The 24,208-nt window shown below is 59.0% G+C and carries 20 protein-coding genes; 8 read left to right on the forward strand and 12 right to left on the reverse strand.

From position 1 onward, the window contains the following. Positions 1-8 precede the first annotated feature (8 nt). The 3 genes from S7A_RS19195 to S7A_RS19205 all read left to right on the forward strand — a co-directional run bounded on the left by S7A_RS19195 (position 9) and on the right by S7A_RS19205 (position 1,749). On the forward strand, positions 9-563 hold the full coding sequence (locus S7A_RS19195; protein WP_009092993.1) for a sigma-70 family RNA polymerase sigma factor: 555 nt from the start codon (positions 9-11) through the stop codon (positions 561-563). After that, complete coding sequence (locus S7A_RS19200; protein WP_009092994.1) at positions 550-1,191, forward strand: NrsF family protein; 642 nt, start codon at positions 550-552, stop codon at positions 1,189-1,191. Before S7A_RS19195 ends, S7A_RS19200 begins: the two co-directional genes overlap by 14 nt. A gap of 150 nt (positions 1,192-1,341) precedes the next feature. After that, positions 1,342-1,749 carry a GFA family protein gene (locus S7A_RS19205; RefSeq protein ID WP_033736762.1) on the forward strand — a complete coding sequence of 136 codons (408 nt, stop codon included), beginning with the start codon at positions 1,342-1,344 and terminating at the stop codon, positions 1,747-1,749. 15 nt (positions 1,750-1,764) lie between these two features. On the opposite strand, the gene S7A_RS19210 is transcribed toward S7A_RS19205, so the two are convergent. Together S7A_RS19210 and fdhF are read right to left on the reverse strand one after the other, a co-directional pair. Then, complete coding sequence (locus S7A_RS19210; protein WP_009092996.1) at positions 1,765-2,250, reverse strand: DUF1641 domain-containing protein; 486 nt, start codon at positions 2,248-2,250, stop codon at positions 1,765-1,767. Further along, entirely contained in the window at positions 2,250-5,222 is a 2,973-nt protein-coding gene (gene fdhF / locus S7A_RS19215) for a formate dehydrogenase subunit alpha (RefSeq protein WP_009092997.1), read from the reverse strand. Before fdhF ends, S7A_RS19210 begins: the two co-directional genes overlap by 1 nt. 834 nt (positions 5,223-6,056) lie before the next feature. Here fdhF and S7A_RS19220 point away from each other — a divergent pair. Then, positions 6,057-6,677: a response regulator transcription factor gene (locus S7A_RS19220; RefSeq protein WP_009092998.1), complete on the forward strand. Its 621-nt coding sequence runs from the start codon at positions 6,057-6,059 to the stop codon at positions 6,675-6,677. Positions 6,678-6,702: 25 nt separating this feature from the next. Here the strand turns inward: S7A_RS19220 and S7A_RS19225 are convergent, their stop codons facing one another. From S7A_RS19225 to S7A_RS19245, 5 genes are all read right to left on the reverse strand, one after another. Further along, entirely contained in the window at positions 6,703-12,237 is a 5,535-nt protein-coding gene (locus S7A_RS19225) for an AAA family ATPase (RefSeq protein WP_009092999.1), read from the reverse strand. Beyond that, positions 12,237-12,620 carry a response regulator transcription factor gene (locus S7A_RS19230; RefSeq protein ID WP_009093000.1) on the reverse strand — a complete coding sequence of 128 codons (384 nt, stop codon included), beginning with the start codon at positions 12,618-12,620 and terminating at the stop codon, positions 12,237-12,239. The genes S7A_RS19225 and S7A_RS19230 overlap by 1 nt, the downstream gene beginning before the upstream one ends. A 43-nt stretch (positions 12,621-12,663) precedes the next feature. Next, positions 12,664-12,918 carry a XapX domain-containing protein gene (locus S7A_RS19235; RefSeq protein ID WP_009093001.1) on the reverse strand — a complete coding sequence of 85 codons (255 nt, stop codon included), beginning with the start codon at positions 12,916-12,918 and terminating at the stop codon, positions 12,664-12,666. Between the two features lie 7 nt (positions 12,919-12,925). Then, positions 12,926-13,144, reverse strand: a complete 219-nt coding sequence (locus S7A_RS19240; RefSeq protein WP_009093002.1) for a DUF1427 family protein — start codon at positions 13,142-13,144, stop codon at positions 12,926-12,928. 63 nt (positions 13,145-13,207) lie between these two features. Next, complete coding sequence (locus S7A_RS19245; RefSeq protein WP_009093003.1) at positions 13,208-13,900, reverse strand: hydrolase; 693 nt, start codon at positions 13,898-13,900, stop codon at positions 13,208-13,210. A gap of 287 nt (positions 13,901-14,187) precedes the next feature. On the opposite strand from S7A_RS19245, the gene S7A_RS19250 reads away from it, so the two are divergent. The 4 genes from S7A_RS19250 to S7A_RS19265 are packed head-to-tail and all read left to right on the forward strand — an operon-like array spanning position 14,188 to position 18,977. Further along, complete coding sequence (locus S7A_RS19250) at positions 14,188-16,065, forward strand: amidohydrolase (protein ID WP_009093004.1); 1,878 nt, start codon at positions 14,188-14,190, stop codon at positions 16,063-16,065. 2 nt (positions 16,066-16,067) lie between these two features. Continuing rightward, positions 16,068-16,490, forward strand: coding sequence for a DoxX family protein (locus S7A_RS19255; protein ID WP_033736826.1), 423 nt, complete (start codon positions 16,068-16,070; stop codon positions 16,488-16,490). After that, complete coding sequence (locus S7A_RS19260) at positions 16,477-18,105, forward strand: MFS transporter (protein ID WP_009093006.1); 1,629 nt, start codon at positions 16,477-16,479, stop codon at positions 18,103-18,105. Before S7A_RS19255 ends, S7A_RS19260 begins: the two co-directional genes overlap by 14 nt. Positions 18,106-18,155: 50 nt before the next feature. Beyond that, positions 18,156-18,977, forward strand: a complete 822-nt coding sequence (locus tag S7A_RS19265) for an alpha/beta fold hydrolase (RefSeq protein WP_009093007.1) — start codon at positions 18,156-18,158, stop codon at positions 18,975-18,977. Positions 18,978-19,106: 129 nt separating this feature from the next. Here the strand turns inward: S7A_RS19265 and S7A_RS19270 are convergent, their stop codons facing one another. The 5 genes from S7A_RS19270 to S7A_RS19290 form a co-directional block, all read right to left on the reverse strand. Further along, positions 19,107-20,087: a LacI family DNA-binding transcriptional regulator gene (locus tag S7A_RS19270; protein ID WP_009093008.1), complete on the reverse strand. Its 981-nt coding sequence runs from the start codon at positions 20,085-20,087 to the stop codon at positions 19,107-19,109. Positions 20,088-20,133: 46 nt separating this feature from the next. Beyond that, positions 20,134-21,198 carry a sugar phosphate isomerase/epimerase gene (locus S7A_RS19275; RefSeq protein WP_009093010.1) on the reverse strand — a complete coding sequence of 355 codons (1,065 nt, stop codon included), beginning with the start codon at positions 21,196-21,198 and terminating at the stop codon, positions 20,134-20,136. Between the two features lie 26 nt (positions 21,199-21,224). Continuing rightward, positions 21,225-22,454 (reverse strand): MFS transporter, encoded by a 1,230-nt coding sequence (locus S7A_RS19280; protein WP_009093011.1) that lies wholly within the window; start codon positions 22,452-22,454, stop codon positions 21,225-21,227. Positions 22,455-22,598: 144 nt separating this feature from the next. Next, entirely contained in the window at positions 22,599-23,510 is a 912-nt protein-coding gene (locus S7A_RS19285; RefSeq protein ID WP_009093012.1) for a DMT family transporter, read from the reverse strand. Positions 23,511-23,772: 262 nt separating this feature from the next. Continuing rightward, positions 23,773-23,964, reverse strand: coding sequence for a hypothetical protein (locus S7A_RS19290; protein ID WP_009093013.1), 192 nt, complete (start codon positions 23,962-23,964; stop codon positions 23,773-23,775). Positions 23,965-24,208: the final 244 nt, after the last annotated feature.

Here is a 24,208-nt window from a genome sequence, read left to right on the forward strand (position 1 = left end):
GATGTCCGATGCCAGAAACTGATCGGCGCGCACAGCAGTGGCCAGCGCTGATGGCACGCGCACAGGCGGGCGACAGAGCGGCCTATAACCAGTTACTGAAAGCGATGGTTCCGGCCATCCGGGCACTGGTGTGCAAAAAAATCCGCGACGAGGCCCTGGTTGAGGATGTGATTCAGGAGACGCTGCTGGCGATCCACCGGGTGCGGCATACCTACGATCCGCAGCGGCCTATCCTTCCCTGGGTAGCGGCTATCACCGCTGCCCGGACCATTGATGCGCTGCGTCAGCATGGCCGACGTCAGGAAGTCCAGGATGAGGAGGTGCTGCAACGCCAGCCTGCTGCAGGGGCTGACACCGCCGCGGATGCCGATATCCTCTCGGGTTATCTGGAAACCCTTCCGCTGCGTCAGCGGGAAATTGTTGAATCCGTACATCTGCGTGAGCAGAGCCTGGCGCAGGCGGCCGCTGAAACGCATCAGTCGCTCTCTGCGGTTAAATCCCTGTTGCATCGCGCAATGGTTAATCTTCGTAAATATGGACGGGGTCATCATGAAAAATCATGACCAGTTAATCAATCAGCTCAGCGCCTCTGCGCAGCCGGTACGACGGGTGTGGCCAACACCCTGGCGGGTGGCGGGCTGGATCGCGCTGGCCCTGCCATGCGGTGCGCTGAGCAGCTGGGCATTTCACACCAGGCAGACAGACTGGTCACAGCCCGGCGCGTTACTGGCGCTTGCCGGCCTGGTGCTGTCACTTATCATCGCGGGCAACATGCTGGCGGCAGCCTTTACACTGAGCATTGCGGGAAGGAAACCCCTCAGCCTGCGCGGTTCGGCGGTGCTGACGGCGATCTGGCTGGCGCTGAATCTGATCAACATGTCATCGTCGGAACCGCCAGCGGCAGCAGGCCGGTTTGGTGAAGGGATACACTGCTATCTGTTTATGCTCTCTGCCAGTGTGCCGATGATGCTGATCTCCGTGGTTGCCCTGCAGCGCACCCGATCACTCCATCCGGCGCGCAGTCTGGCCCTGACCGGCTGCAGCAGCGCATTCACCTCATCTATGCTGCTGTCGCTATGCCATGAAACCCACCTGCATGCCATCGACTTCTCCATGCATCTGGCCGCAGGCCTGACCATCGTGGCTCTGACGGTGCTGGCGGGCCGCCGCTGGGTCAGGCTGGAGAGGTAACCGCGACGGCGTTCACTCTCAGCAGCCACTTTACCCCGCGCTGACCACCCCCGCTCTCCGTGTTAGCAACAAATCCGGCGCGGAGGCTGCCAAAACTCAGGCTTTGGCGTAGGCTGAAAGCTGGCTGGAATTACGACACGGGAGAAGGCAATGCACGAAGAACTAACGGCTCAATGCCACTGTGGCGCAGTGGCATTCAGGGTGACGCTGAAAGATGGGTTTAACACGGTGCGCCGCTGCAACTGCTCATTTTGCCGCATGCGCGGCGCAGTCGTGGTATTTGCCACTAACGTGGCGTTAACGCAGGGTGACGCGCAGCTCACCGAATATCGCTTTAACAGCAAACAGGTGGGACACTACTTCTGCTCGATCTGCGGCATCTACACCTTCCATCAGAGCCGCTCGCAACCCGATCAGTTCGGCGTGAACGTCGCCTGCCTGGACGGGGTTTCGCCCTTTGATTTCACCGACGTGCCGGTCTCCGATGGCATGAATCACCCCAAAGATGGCGGTGCCGGTGGGATCGCGGGTCATCTGGTTTACACGCCGACCCGCTGAGCCAGCCGGGAAGCACTATTCCCGGCTCGGTTTGCCGCTGAAACGGGTGATGGGCTTCTCCTCTTCCCTGTCGATCTGCTGAGAGAAGACATCCAGCGCCGTCAGGAGAGGTCGCAGGCCGCGCCACAGCTCCTCATCATTGAGCAGACGGATGATGCCGCGAATGCCCGGCGCGGCTTTTTCCTGACGGGCCTCTTCCCGCGCCGGTTTGACGGCCATTGCCGCCTCACGCACTGCCTGCAAAAGATGATTGAACCGCTCGGGCGGTACGCTGCCCAGCGTCATCATCAGCAGCGAAATGTTCTGAAGGGCATTCTGCGTGTCGGGCTGATTAAGGCCCGACACCAGAATCTTACCCACCTCGCTATTCGACTTCACCAGATCGTTCGCCAGGCGCAGAAAACCGTGCTGGTGGAGATTTTCAATCAGCTCATCCATCGCCTCTCTGGCGGTCGGTTCGGTTCGCGCAGGCGTGACCTGATATTTTATCCGTTCAGCCATTAAAATTTCTCCGGTTTTTCAACATGTTCAGGTGGCTCACGATAGCCGGCCTGCTGCCACTTTTGCTCAATGGGCAGATGATCGAGTGGGGTCCGGCTGCCGTGCCGGAAGTTGTGAAGCGGCATCGGATCGGGCTGCGGCCGGCGGTCAATGCGCTTCATATTGACGGCAATCTCTTTATAGGCGGGTGTGTTGACATCAGGATCGTGATGTTCCCCGGTCAGGGCATTAACGCCATCCTTTCCGTGGTGGATTGGCATAAAGAGAATATGACCGGCCACGCGTTCGGTAATGACAACCGGCACATCGACCGAACCGCGCCGCGAGGTGATACGCACCCACTCCCCTTCGGTCAGGCTGCGCGACGCCGCCAGCGCCGGTGAGATCTCCACAAAGGCGTTGGGCGAGAGTGAGAGCATGCGTCCGCCCTGCCCGGTCTGATTCATCGACTGAAAATGCTCCAGCATCCGGCCGTTATTCAGCAGCAGATTATATTCCGCATCCTCCTGCTCGGCGGGAGGCTGCCAGCTCAGCGGATAGAGCCGGGCTTTGCCATCCGGGAAGTTAAACCGCTCGGTATAGAGCCGCGGAGTGCTTTCGCCCGCCGCGCTCACCGGCCAGAGCTGCGACTGCCAGCCGACCAGCTGTTCATAGCTGACGCCTGCAAAGATTTCTGCAATCCCTGCTGCCTCCGCCATGATCGCCCCGGGATTCGGATAGTGCCACGGGTGGCCCAGACGGGCGGCGAGTTCGGTGAAGATCTGCCAGTCAGGCCGGCTGTCACCCAGGGGTTTCATCGCCGGAGAGAAGTGCTGGATACGCCGCTCGGTGTTGACATAGGTGCCCTCTTTTTCGACGCTCGGGCAGCCGGGTAAGACGACATCGGCAAATTCAGCGGTGCGCGACATAAAGATGTCCTGCACCACCATAAATTCCAGTTTACTGAAGGCAGCGTGCACCGACGCGGAATCGGCATCGGCAAACGCCGTATCCTCCCCGGTGATGTACATTGCGCGAATCGTGCCCTCACCGGCCTCTTTCACCATTTTAAAGTTATCGGCCCCCGCTTTGTCGGAGAGCGCTTCCGGTGCCACGCCCCAGGCACGCGCCCATTTTTCACGCATTGCCGGATCGGTCACTTTCTCATAGCCAGGGTAGAGATTACTCAGACAGCCAAAGTCACTGGCGCCCTGCACATTGTTATGGCCCCGCATCGGATAGCCACCGGTGCCGGGCCGGCCATAGTTGCCGGTGACCAGCAGCAGATTCGACAGTGCCGTGCTGGTGTCAGCGCCGTGGCTGTGCTGCGTGATGCCCATCGCCCATAAAATACAGGCACTGCCCGCCTGGCCGATCATCTCTGCGGCTTCGATCAGCGCTGGTTCGCTCAGGCCACAGATCTCGCTGGCAAAAGCCAGGGTAAAGGGAGCCAGTGAAGCCCGGTACGCCTCCACCTGATTAACCCGCTGCGCCAGAAACGATTCATCGGCATAACCGTGGTCAAACATATATTTCGCCATCGCTGAGGCCCACACCAGATCGGTGCCGGGACGGATGCGCAGATAGCAATCGGCACGCTCGGCCATTTCATGACGGCGCGGATCGACAACCAGCAGCTTCTGACCGCGATGTTTGTGACTCTGTTTGATGTGAGAGGCGATAACCGGGTGATTTTCAGAGAGGTTACTGCCCACCAGGACTATCAGTTCCGTCTGCTGCAGGTCTGCAATCGTGCCGGCGTCACCGCCATAGCCCACCGTGCGAAACAGTCCCTCTGTCGCCGGGTTCTGGCAGTATCGGGAGGAGTTGTCGACGTTGTTAGTGCCGAAGATCAGTCGGGCAATTTTCTGCGTCAGATAGGCTTCTTCGTTGCTGGCTTTACTGGAGCCGATAAAGCCAATCGCATCCCCGCCGTGACGCCGCGCCACGGCCTGCAACCCCTCCGCCACCCGTTGCAGCGCCTCATCCCAGCTGGCGGGCCGGAAACGTCCGTTCTCACGGATCAGCGGGGTGGTCAGTCGTTCAGGACTGTTCACGAAGTCCCAGCCGAATTTGCCTTTCACGCAGGTCGAAATACCGTTGGCGGGGGCCTCTGCCACCGGCTGAATTTTCAGGATGTGGCGATCGCGGGTCCAGATTTCAAAACTGCATCCGACGCCGCAGTAAGTACAGACCGTTTTAGTCCGTTTGATTTCCGACTGCCGCAGTGCCACATCAATTTTTGAAACGCCGGTGATCGGCTCCATGCCGATGCTGTTCTCCAGCGCTTTTACGAAGTCGATAAGCGGGCGCTTCAGCCCTTCATCCATCGCCGTAAAAGGCCCCGCATCGGGCTGCATGGTTTTTTCCAGCAGCGCATTACAGGGGCAGACGGTGACGCAGTGACCACAGCTGACGCAGCTGGAGCCGGCGATTTCGGTGCCGCCATCCCACAGCACACGCGGGTGCGCCTGGGTGTAGTCAATGGAGAGCGTCTCGTTAACCTCGACATTCTGGCACGCTTCAACACAGCGGCCGCACAGGATGCACTGGTCAGGGTCGTAGGTGTAAAACGGATTAGAGTGATCTTTCGCGTAGGGCTTGGGCTGATGAGGATAGTACTGAATCGGAATATGCATATCGGCCACGGCGTTATGCAGCGTGCAGTCCCCGGTATTGTGTTCACAGACGGTGCAGTAGAGTTCATGACGGTTAAGCAGGCGATCCATCCCCTCCTGCTGCATCGCCTCCAGCACCTGGCCTTCACTCTGCACCGTTAAGCCCTCTTCGGTTCGCAGCGTACAGCCCCGCACCCGCTCACCGTTGGCTTCCACCCAGCAGACATCACAGCTCTGTAAGGGCGACAGCGCCGGATGGTAACAGACATGAGGCAATTTTTTTCCCTGGGCATCCAGAAAATCGATCAGCGGCTGGTCGGCCAGGCCCTGCATCCGTTCACCATTGAAAACAATAGTGCAGTAATTTTCACTCATATAAGCCCCATGGCGACATTGCGAATAGCTTCCGGCTGGAAAAATACCCCTGAATTTATAGGGTTGCCTCACAAGCTTAGTGAGGATTAGCCACTACGCCATCTGTACGGCTACGCTTATCCGGGTTAATCGCTGACAGTTAAGGCTTTTTTTAAATGTAATGACTTTTTACCAGACAGAATCAGCGCGCCTGATGAGACAGGCGTCGGACGATGCCCGGCTCAATGGGGTTCCGCTGCTGAGCGACATTCATGCCGCTGCTGAAGAAGGGTGTTCAGGCTTCTTATTAAGAATGTTGTAACTATGAAAAAGTGAGAAGCCATTTATCTGAAACGTCACGCGCGTTTTATCCTGCCTTGCATAACGCTTTTTTCGGCAGAAAACGTCTCCGTGTTTATCTGACAGGTGCCGGTTTACCGTACCGCTTATTAACTGAGTGTAATAACGCACCGTCACTTCATTATTTCAGACGAAATAAGGCTGAAACGATTTTATCGTCTCGGCCGCTCTATGGATTATTATGATGCCGCAAAAGTCCTATTCTCCTGTCCGCTGGTCACTCCTCTCAGCCTGTTATAAACAGGAGGATGAACTGAGCCTGTCCCGATATTGCCCACCGTGAAATTCGCGATCATATCAGGCGTGGGCGCTCATCATTTAGCCATACCAATCAGCCATTTATCCGAATCAGTGCGCCCCTGCAATAAAAGGATGATAATGATAATTGTTATGGTAATATCCTGTTAACCCTGCCCGTGACTTTCTCATCAGGGCCTTCTGGTACGTCATGATTAATTAACTGACCAGTAAACAACTGGCTGGAATGAGGTTCCAATGAATCCCATCGTATATATCGTTGACGACGACGCAGCAGTGACCTCTGCATTGTGCAATCTCTTTATTGCTGACGATTACACGGTTATCGCTTTTTCTTCTGCGCAAGCGTTTCTGGCGCATACGCTGACGTCCCTGCCCTGTTGCCTGATTCTGGATATTAATCTGCCGGACGCAGATGGGTTTGATATCGCCCGGTCGTTAATCGATCGCGGATATGCCATTCCCACCATCTTTCTGACCGGCTTCGGCACGATTCCGGTCACGGTGCGGGCGATGAAAACCGGCGCGTATGAGTTTCTGACCAAACCGGTCGATCCCGACCGTATATTGCAGGCGGTCTCGGAAGCCTTACGCATCGCTGAGCAGAATATGGCTTCCTCCGAGGAGCGGCGTGAGTTACTGCAGCGACATCAGACGCTGACCCCGCGTGAAAGTGAGGTGATGCTGCTGGCAATCAGTGGCCTGCTGAACAAGCAGATTGCCGCCGAGATGGGCGTCAGTGAAATCACGGCAAAAGTCCACAAGCGGCGGGTGATGGAGAAGATGAATGCGCGTTCGCTGACCGATCTCGTCCGGGCGGCAGAACGGCTCAACATCGATCATACCCGGCGTCGCTGAGTGCCTGCGCAGCGACGCCGCACCCTTATCCCAGCGGAAGCGTGAACCAGAAGCGGCTGCCGCCTTCCGCCCGGTTTTCCGCACCTAACTCACCGTGATGCTTTTTGATGATCCCTTTGCTGATGGTCAGCCCCATCCCCATGCCGCTTTTTTTCGTGGTGTAGAACGACTCAAAGATCCGCTCACGCACCTCATCCGGTAAGCCGCAGCCGCTATCCTGCACCTCAAACCGCAGCGTTTCCGGCGTCGGGTTTTCGGAGGTGAGACGCAGCAGGGCTGCGCGGGGTAATTCATCGGACATGGCATCGATAGCATTGATCACCAGATTCAGCAGCACCTGCTGAATCTGCACGCGATCGCAGAAAATATCCGCTTTTACGGCCCTGAACTTCAGCTCCAGGGAGATCCCCCGTCGCTCCAGTTCAATCCTGGAGAGCGCCAGTATATCCCGGGCGATCAGATGCAGATTCTCAGAGGCGAAGTTCGATTCGTTGTTGCGGGTCAGCGCCTGCAGACCACGAATAATCTCTCCGGCTCGCTTACCCTCATTGATAATCTCATTAAGGCCGCTGGTAACATTTTCCAGCATCAGCGGTTCCCGCTTTAACCAGCGCAGGCTGGCTCCGGCGTTAGCGACTATCGACATCAGCGGCTGATTAATTTCGTGCGCGATGGACGCAGTGAGTTGCCCGACCGTGTTAGCGCGTGTTACCCGCGCCAGATCCGCCTGCGCCATTCGCGCACTATCTTCAGCCGCGCGCTGTGAGGTGATATCCGTAATCGTGCCGAAGTACTCTTTAACGTCGGGGTAGTTTTCCACCGGTTCGCCGATGCCTTTGATATAACGACACTCACCGTCCGGTCTGAGCACGCGGAACTCAGCCTGCATACTGCGTCCCTGACTGACGCTGTGCGTGACGAGTTCGCTGATACAGGTGTGGTCATCGGGATGCACCCGGGTCAGAAAGTCAGCCATCGACAATCTTTTCTGGCCGGCGGGCAGGCCCATAATGCGGCCATACTCATCGGATACCCGCATCATGTCCTCAGTGACCTCCCAGCGCCAGGTGCCGGTATGGCTGATCTTCTCGCCGAGCATCAGCGAGGTTTTACTGGCGCGCAGCTGTTTCTCTACCCGTCGCCGGTGGTTGTTCTCCTCCAGCAACTCGGCATAGAGCCGTGCCGTCTCCAGCGAGACGGCTGCCTGCGCACTCAGGGTTTTGACAATGTGCGAGTGTTCAGCGGTAAACGCGTCGGGCATCAGGCGATTTTCCAGATAGAGCACGCCAACCAGCGTCGCCTGCCTGAACATCGGCACACACAATACGGCGGCACCCGACGCCACCAGATAGGGGTCCTGACTGAAGGGGCTGAACGCTTCCGGTTTGCCGGTGCGGATCTCCTGACCGGTGCGGATGACGGCAGAGAGAACCGACAAAGGGAGATCGGTCGCGACCGGTCGCTCTTTGACTATCTGCACCCGCACGCCATCGGCCGTACTTTCGGCCCAGGCCTGCGTCTCCGGAAGGCTGCCCTCCAGAACCCGGATGAGCCTGCAACGCTGGGCCCCGGCGCGTTCCAGCAGCATACGCATCAGGGTATGTACCAGCCGATCCAGATTGATCTCCTCGGTCAGGGCACGCACGGCCGTCAGCATGCTCTCCAGATCGTAAAAAGAGGCATTCTGCATAAAGGGGATGGTGGTCAGCGCACTCTCCGGCACTGGCACGGTCTGATGCGGAACGTGCTGCTCCAGCTGGTGCACCAGCGCCTGCGCACCCCAGTTTTCCCAGCTCGCCATCGCCGCTTTAAGATAGGCGTCCGCGGCGGTATCCAGCTGCAGAGTTTTGCAGCAGCGGCCCGCCAGCTGATTCGCCAGCGCATGAATGTGCAGATAACCCGCCTGGCGTGAGAGCCGGATCGCCTCCTCGTACAGCGTCAGCGCGTCACCTGTCTCCTGCCTGAGGCGCGCGCGCTCTGCCCGCAGCAGGGCAACTTTGTCAGCAAACAGTCCCGGGTTGAGGCGAGCCCAGCCCGAAAACGTCTCCAGATGGTGATCCAGCGCCGCGCTGTCTGCTGACCGCGGCTGCTGACACAGTGATAAGGCGCTGTAAAAATGCAGATCCATCAGGTAGATATAAGCCGGAACCGCGCTGATCAGTGGGCGAATCTCCGTAAAACAGCGCAGTGCGTCATCATATTCAGTGGCATAAAAATGCGCCATGCCCTGATAGAGACCGGCCCAGAAGCGCACCATCGCTTTAGGGCCGGCGACCGGGCCCGGTTCACTGCCCGCCACCAGCGGCAGAGAATCGGCGCGATCCCCGTCCCTGAACCCATTGCGGTCACGCAACTGCACCACCAGGTGCTTCTGCATCACCAGCACGTTTTCGACGTCGGGATAATGCGTTTCACGCGTAAAGGCGAGGCCCCGCTCAATGGAGGTCTGCACCGACTCAAGATGATCGCCACGCGTCAGCATGTTCATAATCTGATGACGCAGCGCAAGGCAGGCAAAGGAGCGATCGCCATGCTGCACCGCAACACGGAAGCTCTCCCGGGCAGATTCCACCGCAACGTCAATGGGCTGTGTCCAGATCCCGACCTGATCCAGCGGCAGCATCGTGCGCGCTTTATAGCGGGCAAAATCATGCTGCTCCACCAGTTCACGGGCCACCCGGCCACAGGCATAGGCAAACTGCCACGCCTGATAGCGTTCGCCAATCAGCACGCTCAGCCAGGCCAGGCTGAACGCAGAAGCGCCGGTCATGCCGTGATCCAGCGTCATCTCCAGCATACGGCAGACCAGTAACAGATGCAGTTGCGGACAGTCGTAGGCGGAGACATAAATGGTGCTGGCCATCAGATCGAGCACCGCTTCAATGTCACGATTCTCGTTCAGCGGCAGGCGGGAAAAGGCGGCATGCGGCGAGTCGCCCATTCTCGCCCTGAGCGCCTGCCAGGCGGCGTCAATCTCCGACTCATCCGGGTCACGCCTGAAGTGCACGCCGGAAACTGCCAGCCAGGCGAGTGCGGTTTCCAGCGCGAGATGGTTGTCAGACTGCCGCATATGAATTTCGGTAGCCAGACAGGCTGCCAGCGATTTCTCACTGAGCGTGCCCGGTTTGCTCAGCAGCTGGCTACAGAGCATTTGCGCGGTGGCGAGATTGCCCTGTAAAAACTCGCACTCCGCCTCATCGATACGCAGCATAAAATCACGCCCGCTGACGCCCTGCTGACCCAGCCGTTGCGCAGTGCGCAGATAGCGCAACGCTGAAAGATAGTCCCCGGCGCGTTTCGCCGCCTGTGCGGCACGCAGGCAGAGCGGATAATAACGCTCGCAGTCGGTGGCGCAGAGCGGCAGTTCAGCAATTCTGTCCACGTGATAAACCGTTCTGAAGAGCGCCTCATGACTTTCAGCGGTAACGGCGGCGGCTGTCAGCCAGGCCGCGGCTTGCTGATGAAGATGCTGTTGCTGCCGGAGATCGAGCAGTAAAAACGCCGCGTGATGGACCCGGTCATGGGTAAAGGCGTACTCCCCGCCCGTCAGGGTAATGAAGCGACCGCTGACGGCCGGTTCAAGCCATTCGATAATTTGCGCCACAGGATGCGCGCTGATATGAGCGATCAGGGCGAGCTCACCACTGGCACCCAGACAGGCCAGCGATCCCAGCAGCTGGCGGGTGATCGCCGGGAGCTGCGCCAGCTGATCGAGGACCAGACCGGCGACATTGTCAGTGTACTGTCGCGCAATCAGCTGCCCGCGGTCGTAATGCCACTTCAGCGGGCTCTGACGCACCGCAATCACCCCATCCTCAACCGCCTGCCGAAAGAAGGTCTGAACAGAAAGCGGATTGCCGCCGGTTTTCTCATAGAGGATCTGTGCCAGTTCGCGATGGCCGCAGGGGCGGGAATGCAGCATGTCAGCCAGCCAGCGGGCGATGCCTTTAACGCTGAGCGGCTGGGGCGTCACCACCACCACCCGCGCCGCGGAGGCTCTGATCCGCAGCAGAAATCCGGCCACCATCGGACAGGGCATCGCGTCTCCCTCCCGGAAGGCCAGCACCAGCATCCAGGGCAGATGGGCATTACGGGTGACCAGATGCTCCAGCAATTGCAGCGTGGCATTGTCTGCCCAGTGAACATCATCAATCAGCAACACCAGCGGCCGCTCAGGCGTGGCAAAAGCGTCAATAAGCGCAGAAACCATCAGATTGAACTGATCGCGGGCCTCCTGGGCAGGGCGCACCACCGGCTGCACCGCCCGGAGGTTGAGCAGCTGTTTCAGCTCCGGCACCAGTTCAATGGCCAGATCGGCATAGCCGCTCAGGCGCTGCCGCAGGCGAATTCGCCATTGGCTGACCTCCGGAGCGGACAGTCCTGACAGGTAAAGCGTTACGCTGCGCAGCGCGGAGGCGAGCGGGGCATAAGGGGCCATCGGCGAAAGCGGGTCGGCCTTGCTTGCCGCCAGCAGTACCTGTCGGCGCTGCAGGTTTTTCAGAGCAGAGGCGATAAGGGCCGATTTGCCTGAACCGGGCGCGCCGCTCAGCATGACCAGGCGCTGCGTACCGCTGCGGCTGACGTCATCCAGCGTTCTCAGCAACTGATGCGCCTGCGGATGCTGCATAAACAGACCCGTGGCGCGAAACCCGGCGATAAACGGTTCCTGCAGGCCGGGCGTGAACGGTTCGATGGTGTTCTCTGCTGTCAGCGTCGCCTGACAGCGGCGTAAGTCAGCCATCACGCCCTGAGCCGTCTGGTATCGCTCAGCGGGTGATTTGGCCAGCAGGCGCAGCAGAATGGCAGAGAGAATGGCTGGCACCGCCTCTCTGACCTGATCGGCGGGCCGGGGAGCGGTGGCAATGTGATGGTGGATCCACTCCGCCTCACCCGCACAAGGAGAGCCAAAGGGAAGCCTGCCGGTCAGGCATTGATAGAGCACCACGCCCAGGCTGTAGAGATCGCTGAGCGTGCTGACCGGATGGGGTGTCCGCCCGGTATGTTCAGGTGACATGTAGGCCAGGGTCCCGCCAGAGGCGCGCAGACCCTCCGCCGACTGCCCCGCCAGGGTGGCGAGCCCGAAATTGCCCAGCAGAAAGCGGTCATCGTCACCGATGAAGAAATGGTCTGGCTTGATATCCCCATGGACGATGCCCTGATGATGCGCCTGACTGAGCGTGGCGCAAAGTCGCAGCGCCACCTCGAGAAAATCCGTCAGGGTGCCAGGAGGATGCGCCAGCCTGTGCGCCAGGGTCTGAAAGGGAAAGGCGGGATAAACGAGCGCATAACGATTCTGGTAGCGGGTGGAGCCTGTGGCGGTGATGGCCCAGCGTGGCGAAAGATATCCCGCCAGCGCCCGTTCATTCTTAAGCCGCTGCGTCGCCTGATACGTAACCTCGTCACTTTGAGGCGTCGCGATAATGAACGCGTCGCCGGAAGGACGGTGAACCGCTATCCAGCACAGGCAGCCATCCTGCGCCAGCGTGGTCAGCGTGTCGGTTTCGTCAGGGGTGGAACCCGCGTCGTCACCCTCATGAACAGTGAGTGAAAGAGTGCTCATCAGCGCGCTTCTCCCTGAGATAACGCACAACGGATCAGCGTCAGCAGCGTATCAACATCGATGGGCTTGCGCAAAAAGGTCACGGCACCCAGTGCCACGGCATACCAGAGCGTGGTCTCTTCCTGATCGGCCGAGATAAAAATGACCGGCGGCAGGCCGGGCCGCTGTTTCAGAAGCGTAAACAGCTCAAAACCGGACATCCCCTTCAGTCCGATATCAATAATCAGCATCGCCGCCCCGGCCAGCGCATCATCATCGTTCAGCAGCGCCTCACCTGACTCAAATAATCGGGTGGCGTAGCCGTCTGAATGCAACAGATTGCTCAGTCCACTGCGGACCGCGCGTTCATCATCAACAATGATAATACGCTGTGACAGCGTCATGCAGATATCCTCTGGAACGCCTCACCCTGTGGCAGGCGAGGACTTAGGGCGTTTTATCGCCGTCGGGCGGCGGTGTGCCACTGATTTTTGGCACACATTCATGGCGAAACCACCTCAGCGTGACGGGCTGGCGGCGGCACAGACGCGTCGCCAGCGGAACCAGCTGCTCCCCCACCAGCATGCCAAAGAGTCCCAGCAGCGCCATGACAGGCGGTGCCGGTGAATTGACGTTGATCAGGGCATAGATTACCCCAGCCAGCAGACCCACCGCGAGAGAAATAATGTAGGATTTCAACATGATCGGCTTATCCCGTTGTGGCTGTCACAGGCCGTGCAGGACTCTGCTGCTGGAGAGTGGCAGGCTGCTCAGCAGGCAGGATCGCATCGATCAGCGCCCCGCCCAGCAGCATCCCCAGCAGTCCCACCAGCGCAATCGCTGGCGGAGCGGGCGAACGCACCTTAAGCAGGCCATAAAGCACGCCGATTACACTCCCTGCCGCCAGAGAAAGAAGAAAAGGATTCATCACCGGACTCCTGTTTTGCCACGCTGCTGACCGGAACAGGGGCACCGATCAGCAGCACGCGACTTAGCGGACGGGTGCGTGCACCGGGGCCAGGGTACGGTGTTCACTCTTCTGACGGGATGGCGCTTTGTGCACCATGGTATAGGCGTAATCCACACCAATGCCGTAGGCACCTGAGTGTTCTTTGGCAATGTTCATCACCGCATCGTAAGTGTCACGGTTGGCCCAGTCACGCTGCCACTCCAGCATCACCTGCTGCCAGGTGACCGGCACCACACCCGCCTGAATCATGCGTTGCATGGCGTAGTCGTGCGCTTCTTTGGTGGTGCCGCCAGAAGCATCCGCCACCATGTAGATCTCGTAATCCCCTTCCAGCATCGCGCACAGCGTAAAGCTGTTATTGCACACTTCCGTCCAGAGGCCTGACACCACCACCTTTTTCTTTCCGTTTGCCGCCAGCGCGTCACGCACTTTCTGGTCATCCCAGGAGTTCATTGAGCTGCGCTCCAGAATATCCTGTCCCGGGAATACATCCAGCAGCTCCGGATAGGTATGACCGGAGAAACTTTCCGTTTCGACCGTCGTGATGATGGTGGGGATATTGAAGACTTTCGCCGCCTTCGCCAGGGCGACCGTGTTGTTTTTCAGCACCTGACGGTCAATGGACTGCACACCAAAGGCCATCTGCGGCTGCTGGTCGATAAAAATAATCTGGCTGTTATGTGGCGTAAGGACTTCAAGCTTAGCGTTGGACATGCGTTCACCCATAGAGGTTAAGTAACGGAATTCCGCCAACCGGCGCGGAGCAAAAGGAGCAGCCTGTACCGGGTTAACACCCCGCAGCTGGCTGTCTGAACCCAGTTTAGGGTGAGCTGTCACGGCAAACTATTATCTCTGCGTATAACTATACGAAGGTATAGGTATCCCTCTGTATAACTAGACGCGCCCTCAGCCCGCTCACCATAATCCGCCTGATTCGAGGCCGCCTGTCTGCGGCACTTCCTGTCCGGCGGGATGCCGGACAACCCCGTTGAGGAGGATCTATGGTTACGCTGGGTAAAGCTGAACTGATACTGACCCATGGCAAATTTCATACTGTTGACCGCAGCAATCCGGTGGCAGAAGCCGTTGCGATTCGTGACGGAAAATTCGTTGCGGTGGGGACGCTTGCCGACGCGATGGCGTTTCACTGCGACGGCACCCGGGTGATCGATCTTAAAGGTCACACCGCCGTGCCTGGTCTTAATGACTCTCACCTGCACCTGATCCGCGGTGGCCTGAACTACAACCTTGAGCTGCGCTGGGAGGGCGTTCCCTCTGTCGCTGATGCGCTGAGGATGCTGAGAGATCAGGCGCTGCGAACCCCGACGCCTCAGTGGGTACGGGTCGTGGGCGGCTGGACGGAATTTCAGTTTGCCGAGCGGCGCATGCCGACGCTGGATGAGATCAATGAAGCCGCGCCCGACACACCGGTCTTCCTGCTGCACCTCTATGACCGCGCCCTGCTCAACCGCGCCGCGCTGAAAGCGGTCGGCTACACCAGAGAGACGCCCAACCCGCCGGGGGGAGAAATCCAGCGCGACAGCAACGGTAATCCTACCGGCCTGCTGATCGCCCGTCCCAACGCCATGATCCTTTACGCCACGCTGGCGAAAGGCCCGACGCTGCCACTGGAGCAGCAGGTCAACTCAACCCGGCAGTTTATGCGTGAGCTGAATCGCCTGGGGCTGACCAGCGCCATTGATGCGGGCGGCGGCTTCCAGAACTATCCCGAAGATTACGAGGTGATTGCAGAGCTGCATCAGAAAAAGCAGATGACGGTGCGCATCGCCTATAACCTTTTTACCCAGCGTCCGGGCCATGAGCTGGAGGACTTCGAAAAGTGGACTGACATGCTGACGCCAGGTCAGGGCAGCGACTATTTCCGTCACAACGGCGCAGGTGAAATGCTGGTCTTCTCAGCCGCCGACTTTGAAGACTTTCTGGAGCCGCGACCCGACCTGGCCCCCGGCATGGAGGATGAGCTGGAGCGCGTGGTGCGTCATCTGGTGGAACATCGCTGGCCTTTCCGCCTGCATGCGACTTATGACGAATCGATTAGCCGGATGCTGGATGTATTCGAGAAGGTCGACCGTGACATTCCGTTCAACGGGCTGCACTGGTTCTTCGATCACGCGGAGACGATCACGCAGCGAAATATCGACCGTATCAAAGCGCTGGGCGGCGGCATTGCCGTGCAGCACCGCATGGCCTTCCAGGGGGAATATTTTGCGGAGCGTTACGGCATTGAGGCGACCCGCCATACGCCGCCGGTGCATAAAATGCTGGAAACCGGCGTTCCGGTCGGACTCGGCACCGATGCGACCCGCGTGGCCAGCTATAACCCCTGGACCGCGCTCTACTGGCTGGTTTCCGGCCGCACCGTGGGCGGCATGCAGATGTATGACGTCAATGCCCGCCTTGACCGCGACACGGCGCTGATGCTCTGGACCCAGGGCAGCGCCTGGTTCTCCAGTGAGCAGGGCAAAAAAGGTCAGATCCAGGTCGGACAGCTGGCGGATCTGGCGGTGCTGAGCAAAGACTACTTCGGCGTGCCGGAAGAGGAGATCAAGGGCATCGAGTCCGTGCTGACCGTGGTGGATGGCAATATCGTCTATGCCGCCGGTGCATTCAGCACGGAGGCACCGCCCGCCATTCCGGTTCTGCCAGAGTGGTCGCCGGTGGTCAGGGTTCCCGGCCACTATCGCAGCGCGCCGCCGGTGGCACAGAGCCGTGCCGGGATGATGCCTGCCGCGCACCATTGCAGTGGCCCGTGCGGTGTCCATCGCCATTCGCACGAAATTGCCCGTGGTGCCGGCGTGCCGGTCGCTGAGGATAACGCCTTCTGGGGGGCGCTGGGCTGCAGCTGCTTTGCATTCTGATGATGAAGAACGTATCTGCTTACTCGCCCCGTCTTAATGCGGGGCTGTTCTTCCTGCGCCTGACCGGCAGCCTGCTGCTGTTACAGGTGCATGGCGTGCCGAAAATTCTGCATTTCAGCGAAGAACTGACGCGTATCGAGGACCCGTTTGGGCTGGGCCCGATGATGAGCCTGCTGCCGGCCATTCTGGCGGAAGTGATCTGCCCGATCCTCATTATCTTCGGCTGGGGGAGTCGGATTGCCTGCCTGCCCATCATCGGGGTTCTGCTGGTCGCGATGCTGGTGGTGCATCCGGACTGGTCACTGGCGGAGGGCCAGTTCGGCTGGCTGTTGCTGATCATCTTTACCACGCTGGCACTGACCGGGCCGGGCGACTGGCGGCTGGGCGCGGCAAAACCCCGGGAGGTTCGTCATGGCGCAGGCTAAGGATATTCAGCTGTCTGAACAGGCCCTGCCTGGTGAACAGCCCGCTGGCGAGGTGTCGCCCTTAGCGCCACTGCGCCAGCCGGTGTTCCGCATGCTCTGGATTGCGACCGTGGTTTCCAATATCGGGTCATGGATGAACGATGTGGGGGTCAACTGGAGCATGCTGACGCTGAGTGCTGACCCGCTGGCCGTCGCGCTGGTTCAGGCGGCCAGCAGCCTGCCGATGTTTCTGTTCGCGCTGCCTTCCGGCGTCATGGCCGATATCATTGACCGTCGTAAATACCTGCTCTTTTCTCAGATCTGGACATTTATTGCCGCCGCCGGTCTGACGCTGCTCGCCTGGACCGGACAGGTGACACCGGAATACCTGCTGGCCGCCGCCTTTTTACTGAGCGCCGGGGCTGCCATGAGTTCGCCCCCCTTCCAGGCAATCGTGCCGGATCTGGTCGCAAAAAAGGAGCTGGGTGCCGCGATTGCCCTTAACTCGCTGGGTATCAATATCAGCCGCGCGATAGGTCCGGCGCTGGGCGGCCTGATCCTGTCGTTTACCGGCCCGTGGATGGTCTTTCTGCTCAATGCGCTGTCGGTGCTGGGTGTGACCTGGGTGCTCTGGCGCTGGAAAGCGGAGCCGGCCATTCAGCGTCTGCCCCCTGAGCACTTCTTTTCAGCGGTGCGCGCCGGTCTGCGTTATGTTCACGCTGCACCGGTGTTGCGAAACGTCCTGGTTCGCACCCTGGCATTCTTTCTGTTTGGCAGTGCGGGCTGGGCGCTGCTGCCGCTGGTGGCGCGGCGTGAACTCGGCCTTGGCCCCGGCGGCTACGGCATTATGCTGGCCTGCATCGGTGTCGGCGCGATTACCGGCGCGGTGCTGCTGCCGCGTCTGCGGCGTCATTTCAGTTCCGATCGCCTGATGGTCATCGCCAGCCTGATCTTCGCCCTGACCCTGCTGGCACTCGCCTTTGTGCGTCACTTCTGGCTGCTGAATGCGTGTGAGTTTTTCACCGGGCTGGCCTGGATTACGGTGCTGTCGACGCTGAATCTCGGCGCACAGCGCAGTGCCGCGAAGTGGGTGAAAGCGCGTGCGCTGGCGGTCTATCTGACGCTCTTCTTCGGTTCCATGACCGCAGGCAGCGCAATCTGGGGACAGCTCGCCTCCCGCTTCAGCATTCCACTGTCACTCTGCATCGCCGCGGCAGGGATGGTCATCGCCAGCGCGACCGTCTGGCGCTGGCGGCTCGATCAGGACCCCGATCTCAATCTCGACATAATCGGGGATGGCGTCACACCCCCCGCACTGGATATCCGCCATGAACGCGGACCGGTGATGGTGAATTACGAATATCGGGTTACGCTTGATGATGTACACGCCTTTACGATCTGCATGCAGGATATGCGGCGGGTCAGGCGTCGCGGCGGCGCCATCAGCTGGTCTCTTTATGAAGATATTCTGCAGCCCGGCATTTTCGTGGAAACGTTTGTGGTGGGCTCCTGGGTCGAACATCTGCGGCAGAAGGCGCGCTACACCATGAACGATAAAAAGATTGAGCGGCGGGTTTTCGCCTTTCATCAGGGTGAAACCGCCCCTGAAGTTCGCTATCTGGTGGCCCCGGTTTAACGGGCGCATCACCGACATATCATCCATCACGTCAGACAGAGGGCAATATCATGAGCACGTTTAAAGCAACCGACGGCACGCAAATCTATTTTAAGGACTGGGGCACCGGCAAGCCTGTTTTATTCAGTCACGGCTGGCCGCTGGACGCGGATATGTGGGATAGCCAGATGAACTTCCTGGCCGGGCGCGGTTATCGCGTGATTGCCTTTGACCGCCGCGGTTTTGGTCGCTCCGATCAACCCTGGAACGGCAATAATTACGACACCTTTGCCTCAGATATCAACGATCTCATCACCCATCTGGATCTGCAGCAGGTGACGCTGGTCGGCTTCTCTATGGGTGGCGGCGACGTGACGCGCTACATCGGCCAGTATGGCAGCGAGCGCGTGGCGGCGCTGGTGCTGCTGGGTGCCGTCACACCCATCTTTGGTAAAACGGCAGACTATCCGCAGGGGGTGGATATGTCGGTCTTTGAAGGTATCCGTGACGGCCTGCTTAAGGATCGCGCCCAGTTTATTAAAGAGTTTGCCACCCCCTTCTATGGCACCAACGCCGGGCAGACCGTTTCCGAGGGCGTCCTGACGCAGACGCTGAACATTGCCCTGCTGGCCTCGCTGAAAAGCACCGTGGATTGCGTAACGGCTTTTGCCGAAACCGATTTCCGTGCCGACGTGGCGAAGGTGAAGGTGCCGACGCTGGTGATTCATGGCAGCAACGATCAGGTCGTTCCGTTTGAGTCTACTGGCAAAGTGGCGGCGGAGATGATTGAGGGGGCGGAACTGAAGGTTTATGACAATGCGCCACACGGTTTTGCGGTAACGCATCAGGATCAGCTCAATCAGGATCTGCTGGCCTTCCTGAACGCACTCTGACCCATACAGGGCGCAGCCGCGACTGCGCCCTTTTCACCCGCCTGCGCGCCTTGCCTGCGGCAGCCGGTTCATGCCGGATTGTCACGCGCTGTCGCTTCACCTCACGTCATTGTGCCGGAATCCGCATCTTTAACCACTGACCCGCACCACCAGCTCAGCCGGCATCACTACCCGCTGCGGCGGCACATCGGGCTGGGCAATTTTTTGCAGCAGCAGCTCGCAGGCCCGGCGCCCCATCACGCCTGAAGGCTGTGCCAGGGTCGTTAACGGGGGTGACACCATCTCCGCCAGGTCGCTGCCATCGAACCCCACCACGGCAATATCCTGCGGGATCCGCAGGCCCGCCTGCTGGATCGCCGCCATCGCCCCTGCCGCCAGCGTGTCAGACACGGCAAACACCGCATCGGGCCGCGTCTCCCCGGCCAGCAGCGCAAGCATCGCCGCTTTACCGGCGCTGAAACTCAACGCGCTGGCGCAGATGATGGTCTGCCATTCCCGCTGCTCCTCTTCCAGCTGCCGGAGGTAGCCCTGCTGCCGCAGCCGGGCATATTTGTAGCTCAGATCATGATTGATCAGCGCAATACGCTGGCGTCCCTGGGCGGCCAGATGTCGCACCACAGCCTGCGCGGCACGCTGATCGTCAATGCCGACGCAGGAGACCCGCCCCTCATCATCGTGTTCGGCGCACTGCACCCAGGGCGCAGCGCCAATCAGCTGACTCAGCTCCGGCAGCTTACTGAAAGCGTCCATGGTGATGATGCCATCCACCATCTTGCCGGAAAGCAGTTGCAGACTGGAACGGGATCGGGCGATATCGGCCCCCGAATTACAGAGCAGAATGCGATACCCCTGTTGCTCCGCCTGCGCCTCAATGCCTTTCACCACTTCAGCGCAGAAGGGGTTAGAGATATCGGAGACCAGCACCAGAATCATCGAGCTGCGGGCGGTGCGCAGCTGTCGCGCCAGCAGATTGGGCTGATAGCGGCTCTCTTCTATCGCCGCCAGCACTTTCTCCCGGTTGGCCGGTTTAACCCGGTCGCTGTTATTCAGCACTCTGGAAACCGTGGCGACGGACACCCCGGCCATCCGGGCGATTTTCTGAACAGACATAGCGCTCCCTGTTTTAATCCTGGGCGGTTCCGGTTATCCGCGCACTTCACGCGTCGCGATCCAGCCCCAGCTGCTGACGCACTGACGGGCGGTTTTCACCGGACGCGGCAAAATCATCAAAGGCGCGATCGGCCACCGGAATAATATGACGCTGGATAAACGCCGCACCTTCCCGCGCGCCCGTCTCACCCGCCTTCAGGCAACACTCCCACTCCAGTACCGCCCAGCCGTCATAGTCATACTGCGCCAGCTTACTGAAGATGCCGCCGAAGTCTATCTGGCCGTCGCCCGGCGAGCGAAAACGCCCGGCGCGCGTCAGCCAGGGCTGATAGCCGCCATAGACCCCGCTACGCCCGTTAATCTGATACTCCGCGTCCTTGACGTGAAAGGCTTTGATGCGTGAATGGTAGTGGTCGATGAACTGCAGATAATCGATGTGTTGCAGGTGAAGATGGCTGGGATCGAACAGGATATTGCAGCGGGGATGATGATTGACCTCAGCCAGAAAACGTTCAAACGTGACACCGTCATGCAGATCTTCGCCGGGATGGATCTCATAACAGAGATCAACACCGTGCTGGTCAAAAACGTCCAGCAGCGGCATCCAGCGGCGCGCCAGTTCGGCAAAGGCTTCTGCAAACAGCGCGGCATTGTGGGGCGGCCAGGGATAGAACCAGGGCCAGGCAAGCGAGCCGGAGAAGGTGGCGTGAGCGCGCAGGCCGAGCCTTTCCGACACGGCTGCGGCACGTCTGAGGGTGGTCATCGCCCACTCCGTGCGCCGGGCCGGATCGCCACGCAGCGTTGCCGGTGCAAAATTATCGAAAGCGCTATCGAAGACGGGATTGACGGCAATCAGCTGTCCTTCGAGATGCGTCGACAGTTCGCTGATTTCGAGGCCAGAATCGGCCAGCAGCCCCCGCACGTCATCACAGTAAGTCTGGCTCACCGCCGCCTGTTCAAGGTCAAAAATGGCGGGCTGATGGCAGGGGATCTGCAGCGCCCGGTATCCCAGTCCCGCCGCCCATTCCGCCAGCCCGGCCAGCGAGTTGAACGGAGGCTGAGAGGTAATGAACTGTGACAGGAAAAGTCCCGGCCCTTTAACTGTTTTCATCTGTCGCTCCTGCGCGCCGCCAGCGCTTATTCACGGTATCGGAATGAGAAGAAGAAAATAATCGCGATTAGCGCGGCGGCGCCCGCCGGGATCCACCAGAACAGCGCCCAGTTCTGCGCACTCACCTGACCCGCAACCAGATGGTTGTAGACCGCGCCGGAGATTTGCGAACCCAGCAGCATGCCGATGCCATAGGTGAACATCACCACCATGCTCTGCGCCTGTCCCTTGACCTTTTCACCGGCGATGCGATCGGTGTAGATAAAACCCACCACAAAAAAGAAGTCGTAGCAGACGCCATGCAGCAGAATGCCGAGGTAGATCAGGGTGCGCGTCTCATCACTCATGCCCAGTGCAAACAGGGCATAACGCACAAACCACGCTGACATGCCAATCAGCAGCATCGCCTTCACGCCGAGGCGGCGAAACAGCAGCGGGATGATCAGCATGAAGAGAATTTCAGACATCTGGCCCAGTGACATCAGTGTGCTGACGTTGCGGACACCGGCATCCGCCAGCCAGGAGGCGGTGAAGGCGTAGTAGGTGCCCAGCGGAATCGAGATCAGGGTGGCGCACAGCGCGAAGACAAAGAAATGACGCTGTTTAAGCAGGGCAAAGGCATCCGCGCAGAAGAGATCGCGGACTTTCAACGGCAGACCTTTAGCCGGCGCTGGCGTGTGCGGCAGCGTCAGGCTGTAAAGAGCGAGCAGCACGGAACAGAGTGCGGCCAGCTGGAACACGGCCACACTGTCGGCAATGGCGGCGACACCAATAAAGATCCCCGCCACAATCCAGCCGATAGTGCCGAAAACCCTGACGATAGGAAAACTCTTCTCACTGCTGGCGAGGCTGTGAAAAGCGATATTGTTTGCGAGCGCCAGCGTCGGCATAAAGCAGAGCGTGTAGCCAAATAAGAGCGCGATCAGCAGCGCCCCGTTCTCTGCCATAAGTGCCTGTGGCACAAACCAGAGAATCATCGCACCGGCCAGATTCATCACCGCCATCACCTTCTGGGAAGGGAAAAAGCGATCCACCAGCATGCCGAGCACAAACGGCGACAGAATCGAGGCGATAGGCCCGGCAGAGAAGGCATCCCCGATCAGCAACGGCATGTTGTGGCGGGTCATGACCAGGCCCAGCGTCACCGACCAGCTGCCCCAGATAAAGAACTGCATAAACATCATCAGAGAGAGGCGCGGAACCAGCAGCTTATGCTGCACCCGCTGGCCTGCACTCTCCTGCACCGTTGCAATCATAGGAACCTCACCCGTGAGTCATCGATTACCTTGTCTGAGTGTAAAAGTAATCGATTACAAAATGAGCTTCTCTCGCCGGGATCACAAATTATTAACGCTGCGTTATCATTGCGCACTTTACACACGCGCGCGGGATGCAGCAGATCACGAGCTGACATTTACTATCTGCGTTTTGCGGAAACGATAACGCTCATAGAGCACGGCGTAGAGACCCCCTGTTACCACCAGGATCGCACCGACCACGGTGGCAGAGTCCGGCAGGCTGCCCAGTAGCAGATAGCCCACCGCCACCGACCAGATCAGGGTGGTGTAGTCAAACGGGGCCAGTAGTGAGGCCTCGGCGTAGCGCAGACTCAGCGTCATCAGGATCTGGGTGATGCCGCCCAGCAACCCGCAGCCCACCAGCAACGCCAGTTGATTGCCCTGCGGCACCTTCCATCCGGCAGGCAGCGTAACCAGCGACGTTAAGGCGGTGGTGATGGCGAACCAGAAAGCAATAGCGCCCGGTTTCTCTTTGCCGTTAAGAAAGCGGATCTGAACCAGCGCACAGGCGGTGCAGAATGCGGCCATTAACGCCAGCAGGATCCCGGCCGACGCGGAGAGCGAGAAGCTGCCCTGCTGCGTCAGCGAGAGATGCCCGGAGAACATGACCAGAATGCCGGTGAATCCCATAAACACGGCAACCCAGCGGTGATGACGGACTTTTTCACGCAGCAGCAGTGCCGCCAGCAGCACGGTAAACAGCGGCGCGGCATAGTTGATCGCGGTGGCATCGGTCAGTGAGATATAAAGCAGCGAAAGATAGCTGAAATAGAGCCCACCGGTCCCCGCCAGCCCGCGCACAACGTGGCCGCCAATGTTACGGGTGCGGATGCCGTCCAGCACGCTGCCCTGGATACGCAGCCAGATTAACAGCGGCACCAGCGCCAGCAGCGAGCGAAAAAAGATCACTTCGCCAACCGGTATCGCCCCATCCAGTTGTTTTACACAGGCCAGCATCAGCGTGGAGCTCAGCGCAGCCATAACCTTCATTGCAATGCCAGCAGAGGCGTTCATAGAGCAGATAACCTTCCGGGTGGTAAACGTCAGCAGGAGAAGTTCTTTGCCTCTATAGTCGCACAGCGATAAACGGCTATCTGCCGCGATAAGCCTGCTGACGGCATTTTATCTTTTTTTCTCACCGTTTTACGGCATGAAGAGGTCAGCGGCTCATCCGCTGTCAGGAGGGAGTGGCTTAATGGCAGGCTTGATGACGTTTACAACGAAACAGGAGTCAGTGAGGTGTGTGCTGCGGTTGGATCGATTCGCCTGACCATTTTCACAGGTTTTCTTTCAAAATGAATCGTTTGTTGATTGCAGGCACGAGGGCCATTGACAGAAACACGTAGCTCACGATGATGCCACCCATTGCGCTTTCAGACAGGTTAAGAGCGGCACATACCATACCTACAGGAATGCAAAATAAAAGAAACAGCAGTTCGATAAACAGCAGTGAAGCAAACTTTTTCATCGGTTAATCCCTTTTATTATCGTTACTTCAACAGGTCAGGAACATCATCGGTAAGCGGTGACATGGCCTGATTGATAAAATACAAATCCTCACCTGGCTTCGGGAAGCAGATAAGGGTAAACAAATATTTTTACGCGTCTGTGTGCATCCCCGGCATTGAGCACATCTTCATTAACGCAAAAAACCCGCACAGGGCGGGTTTTTTCAATCATCAATGCTCGCTTAACTGCTCAGGCTGTTGCCG

The sequence above is a fragment of the Pantoea sp. Sc1 genome, assembly GCF_000255315.1.
Classification (GTDB): domain Bacteria; phylum Pseudomonadota; class Gammaproteobacteria; order Enterobacterales; family Enterobacteriaceae; genus Pantoea; species Pantoea anthophila.

Excerpts from the sequence above, each read along its gene's own strand:
- S7A_RS19195 (WP_009092993.1), top strand. The coding sequence starts at position 9 with ATGCCAGAAACTGATCGGCGCGCACAGCAGTGGCCAGCGCTGATGGCA.
- S7A_RS19200 (WP_009092994.1), top strand. The coding sequence starts at position 550 with ATGAAAAATCATGACCAGTTAATCAATCAGCTCAGCGCCTCTGCGCAG.
- S7A_RS19205 (WP_033736762.1), top strand. The coding sequence starts at position 1,342 with ATGCACGAAGAACTAACGGCTCAATGCCACTGTGGCGCAGTGGCATTC.
- S7A_RS19210 (WP_009092996.1), bottom strand. The coding sequence starts at position 2,250 with ATGGCTGAACGGATAAAATATCAGGTCACGCCTGCGCGAACCGAACCG.
- fdhF (WP_009092997.1), bottom strand. The coding sequence starts at position 5,222 with ATGAGTGAAAATTACTGCACTATTGTTTTCAATGGTGAACGGATGCAG.
- S7A_RS19220 (WP_009092998.1), top strand. The coding sequence starts at position 6,057 with ATGAATCCCATCGTATATATCGTTGACGACGACGCAGCAGTGACCTCT.
- S7A_RS19225 (WP_009092999.1), bottom strand. The coding sequence starts at position 12,237 with ATGAGCACTCTTTCACTCACTGTTCATGAGGGTGACGACGCGGGTTCC.
- S7A_RS19230 (WP_009093000.1), bottom strand. The coding sequence starts at position 12,620 with ATGACGCTGTCACAGCGTATTATCATTGTTGATGATGAACGCGCGGTC.
- S7A_RS19235 (WP_009093001.1), bottom strand. The coding sequence starts at position 12,918 with ATGTTGAAATCCTACATTATTTCTCTCGCGGTGGGTCTGCTGGCTGGG.
- S7A_RS19240 (WP_009093002.1), bottom strand. The coding sequence starts at position 13,144 with ATGAATCCTTTTCTTCTTTCTCTGGCGGCAGGGAGTGTAATCGGCGTG.
- S7A_RS19245 (WP_009093003.1), bottom strand. The coding sequence starts at position 13,900 with ATGTCCAACGCTAAGCTTGAAGTCCTTACGCCACATAACAGCCAGATT.
- S7A_RS19250 (WP_009093004.1), top strand. The coding sequence starts at position 14,188 with ATGGTTACGCTGGGTAAAGCTGAACTGATACTGACCCATGGCAAATTT.
- S7A_RS19255 (WP_033736826.1), top strand. The coding sequence starts at position 16,068 with ATGAAGAACGTATCTGCTTACTCGCCCCGTCTTAATGCGGGGCTGTTC.
- S7A_RS19260 (WP_009093006.1), top strand. The coding sequence starts at position 16,477 with ATGGCGCAGGCTAAGGATATTCAGCTGTCTGAACAGGCCCTGCCTGGT.
- S7A_RS19265 (WP_009093007.1), top strand. The coding sequence starts at position 18,156 with ATGAGCACGTTTAAAGCAACCGACGGCACGCAAATCTATTTTAAGGAC.
- S7A_RS19270 (WP_009093008.1), bottom strand. The coding sequence starts at position 20,087 with ATGTCTGTTCAGAAAATCGCCCGGATGGCCGGGGTGTCCGTCGCCACG.
- S7A_RS19275 (WP_009093010.1), bottom strand. The coding sequence starts at position 21,198 with ATGAAAACAGTTAAAGGGCCGGGACTTTTCCTGTCACAGTTCATTACC.
- S7A_RS19280 (WP_009093011.1), bottom strand. The coding sequence starts at position 22,454 with ATGATTGCAACGGTGCAGGAGAGTGCAGGCCAGCGGGTGCAGCATAAG.
- S7A_RS19285 (WP_009093012.1), bottom strand. The coding sequence starts at position 23,510 with ATGAACGCCTCTGCTGGCATTGCAATGAAGGTTATGGCTGCGCTGAGC.
- S7A_RS19290 (WP_009093013.1), bottom strand. The coding sequence starts at position 23,964 with ATGAAAAAGTTTGCTTCACTGCTGTTTATCGAACTGCTGTTTCTTTTA.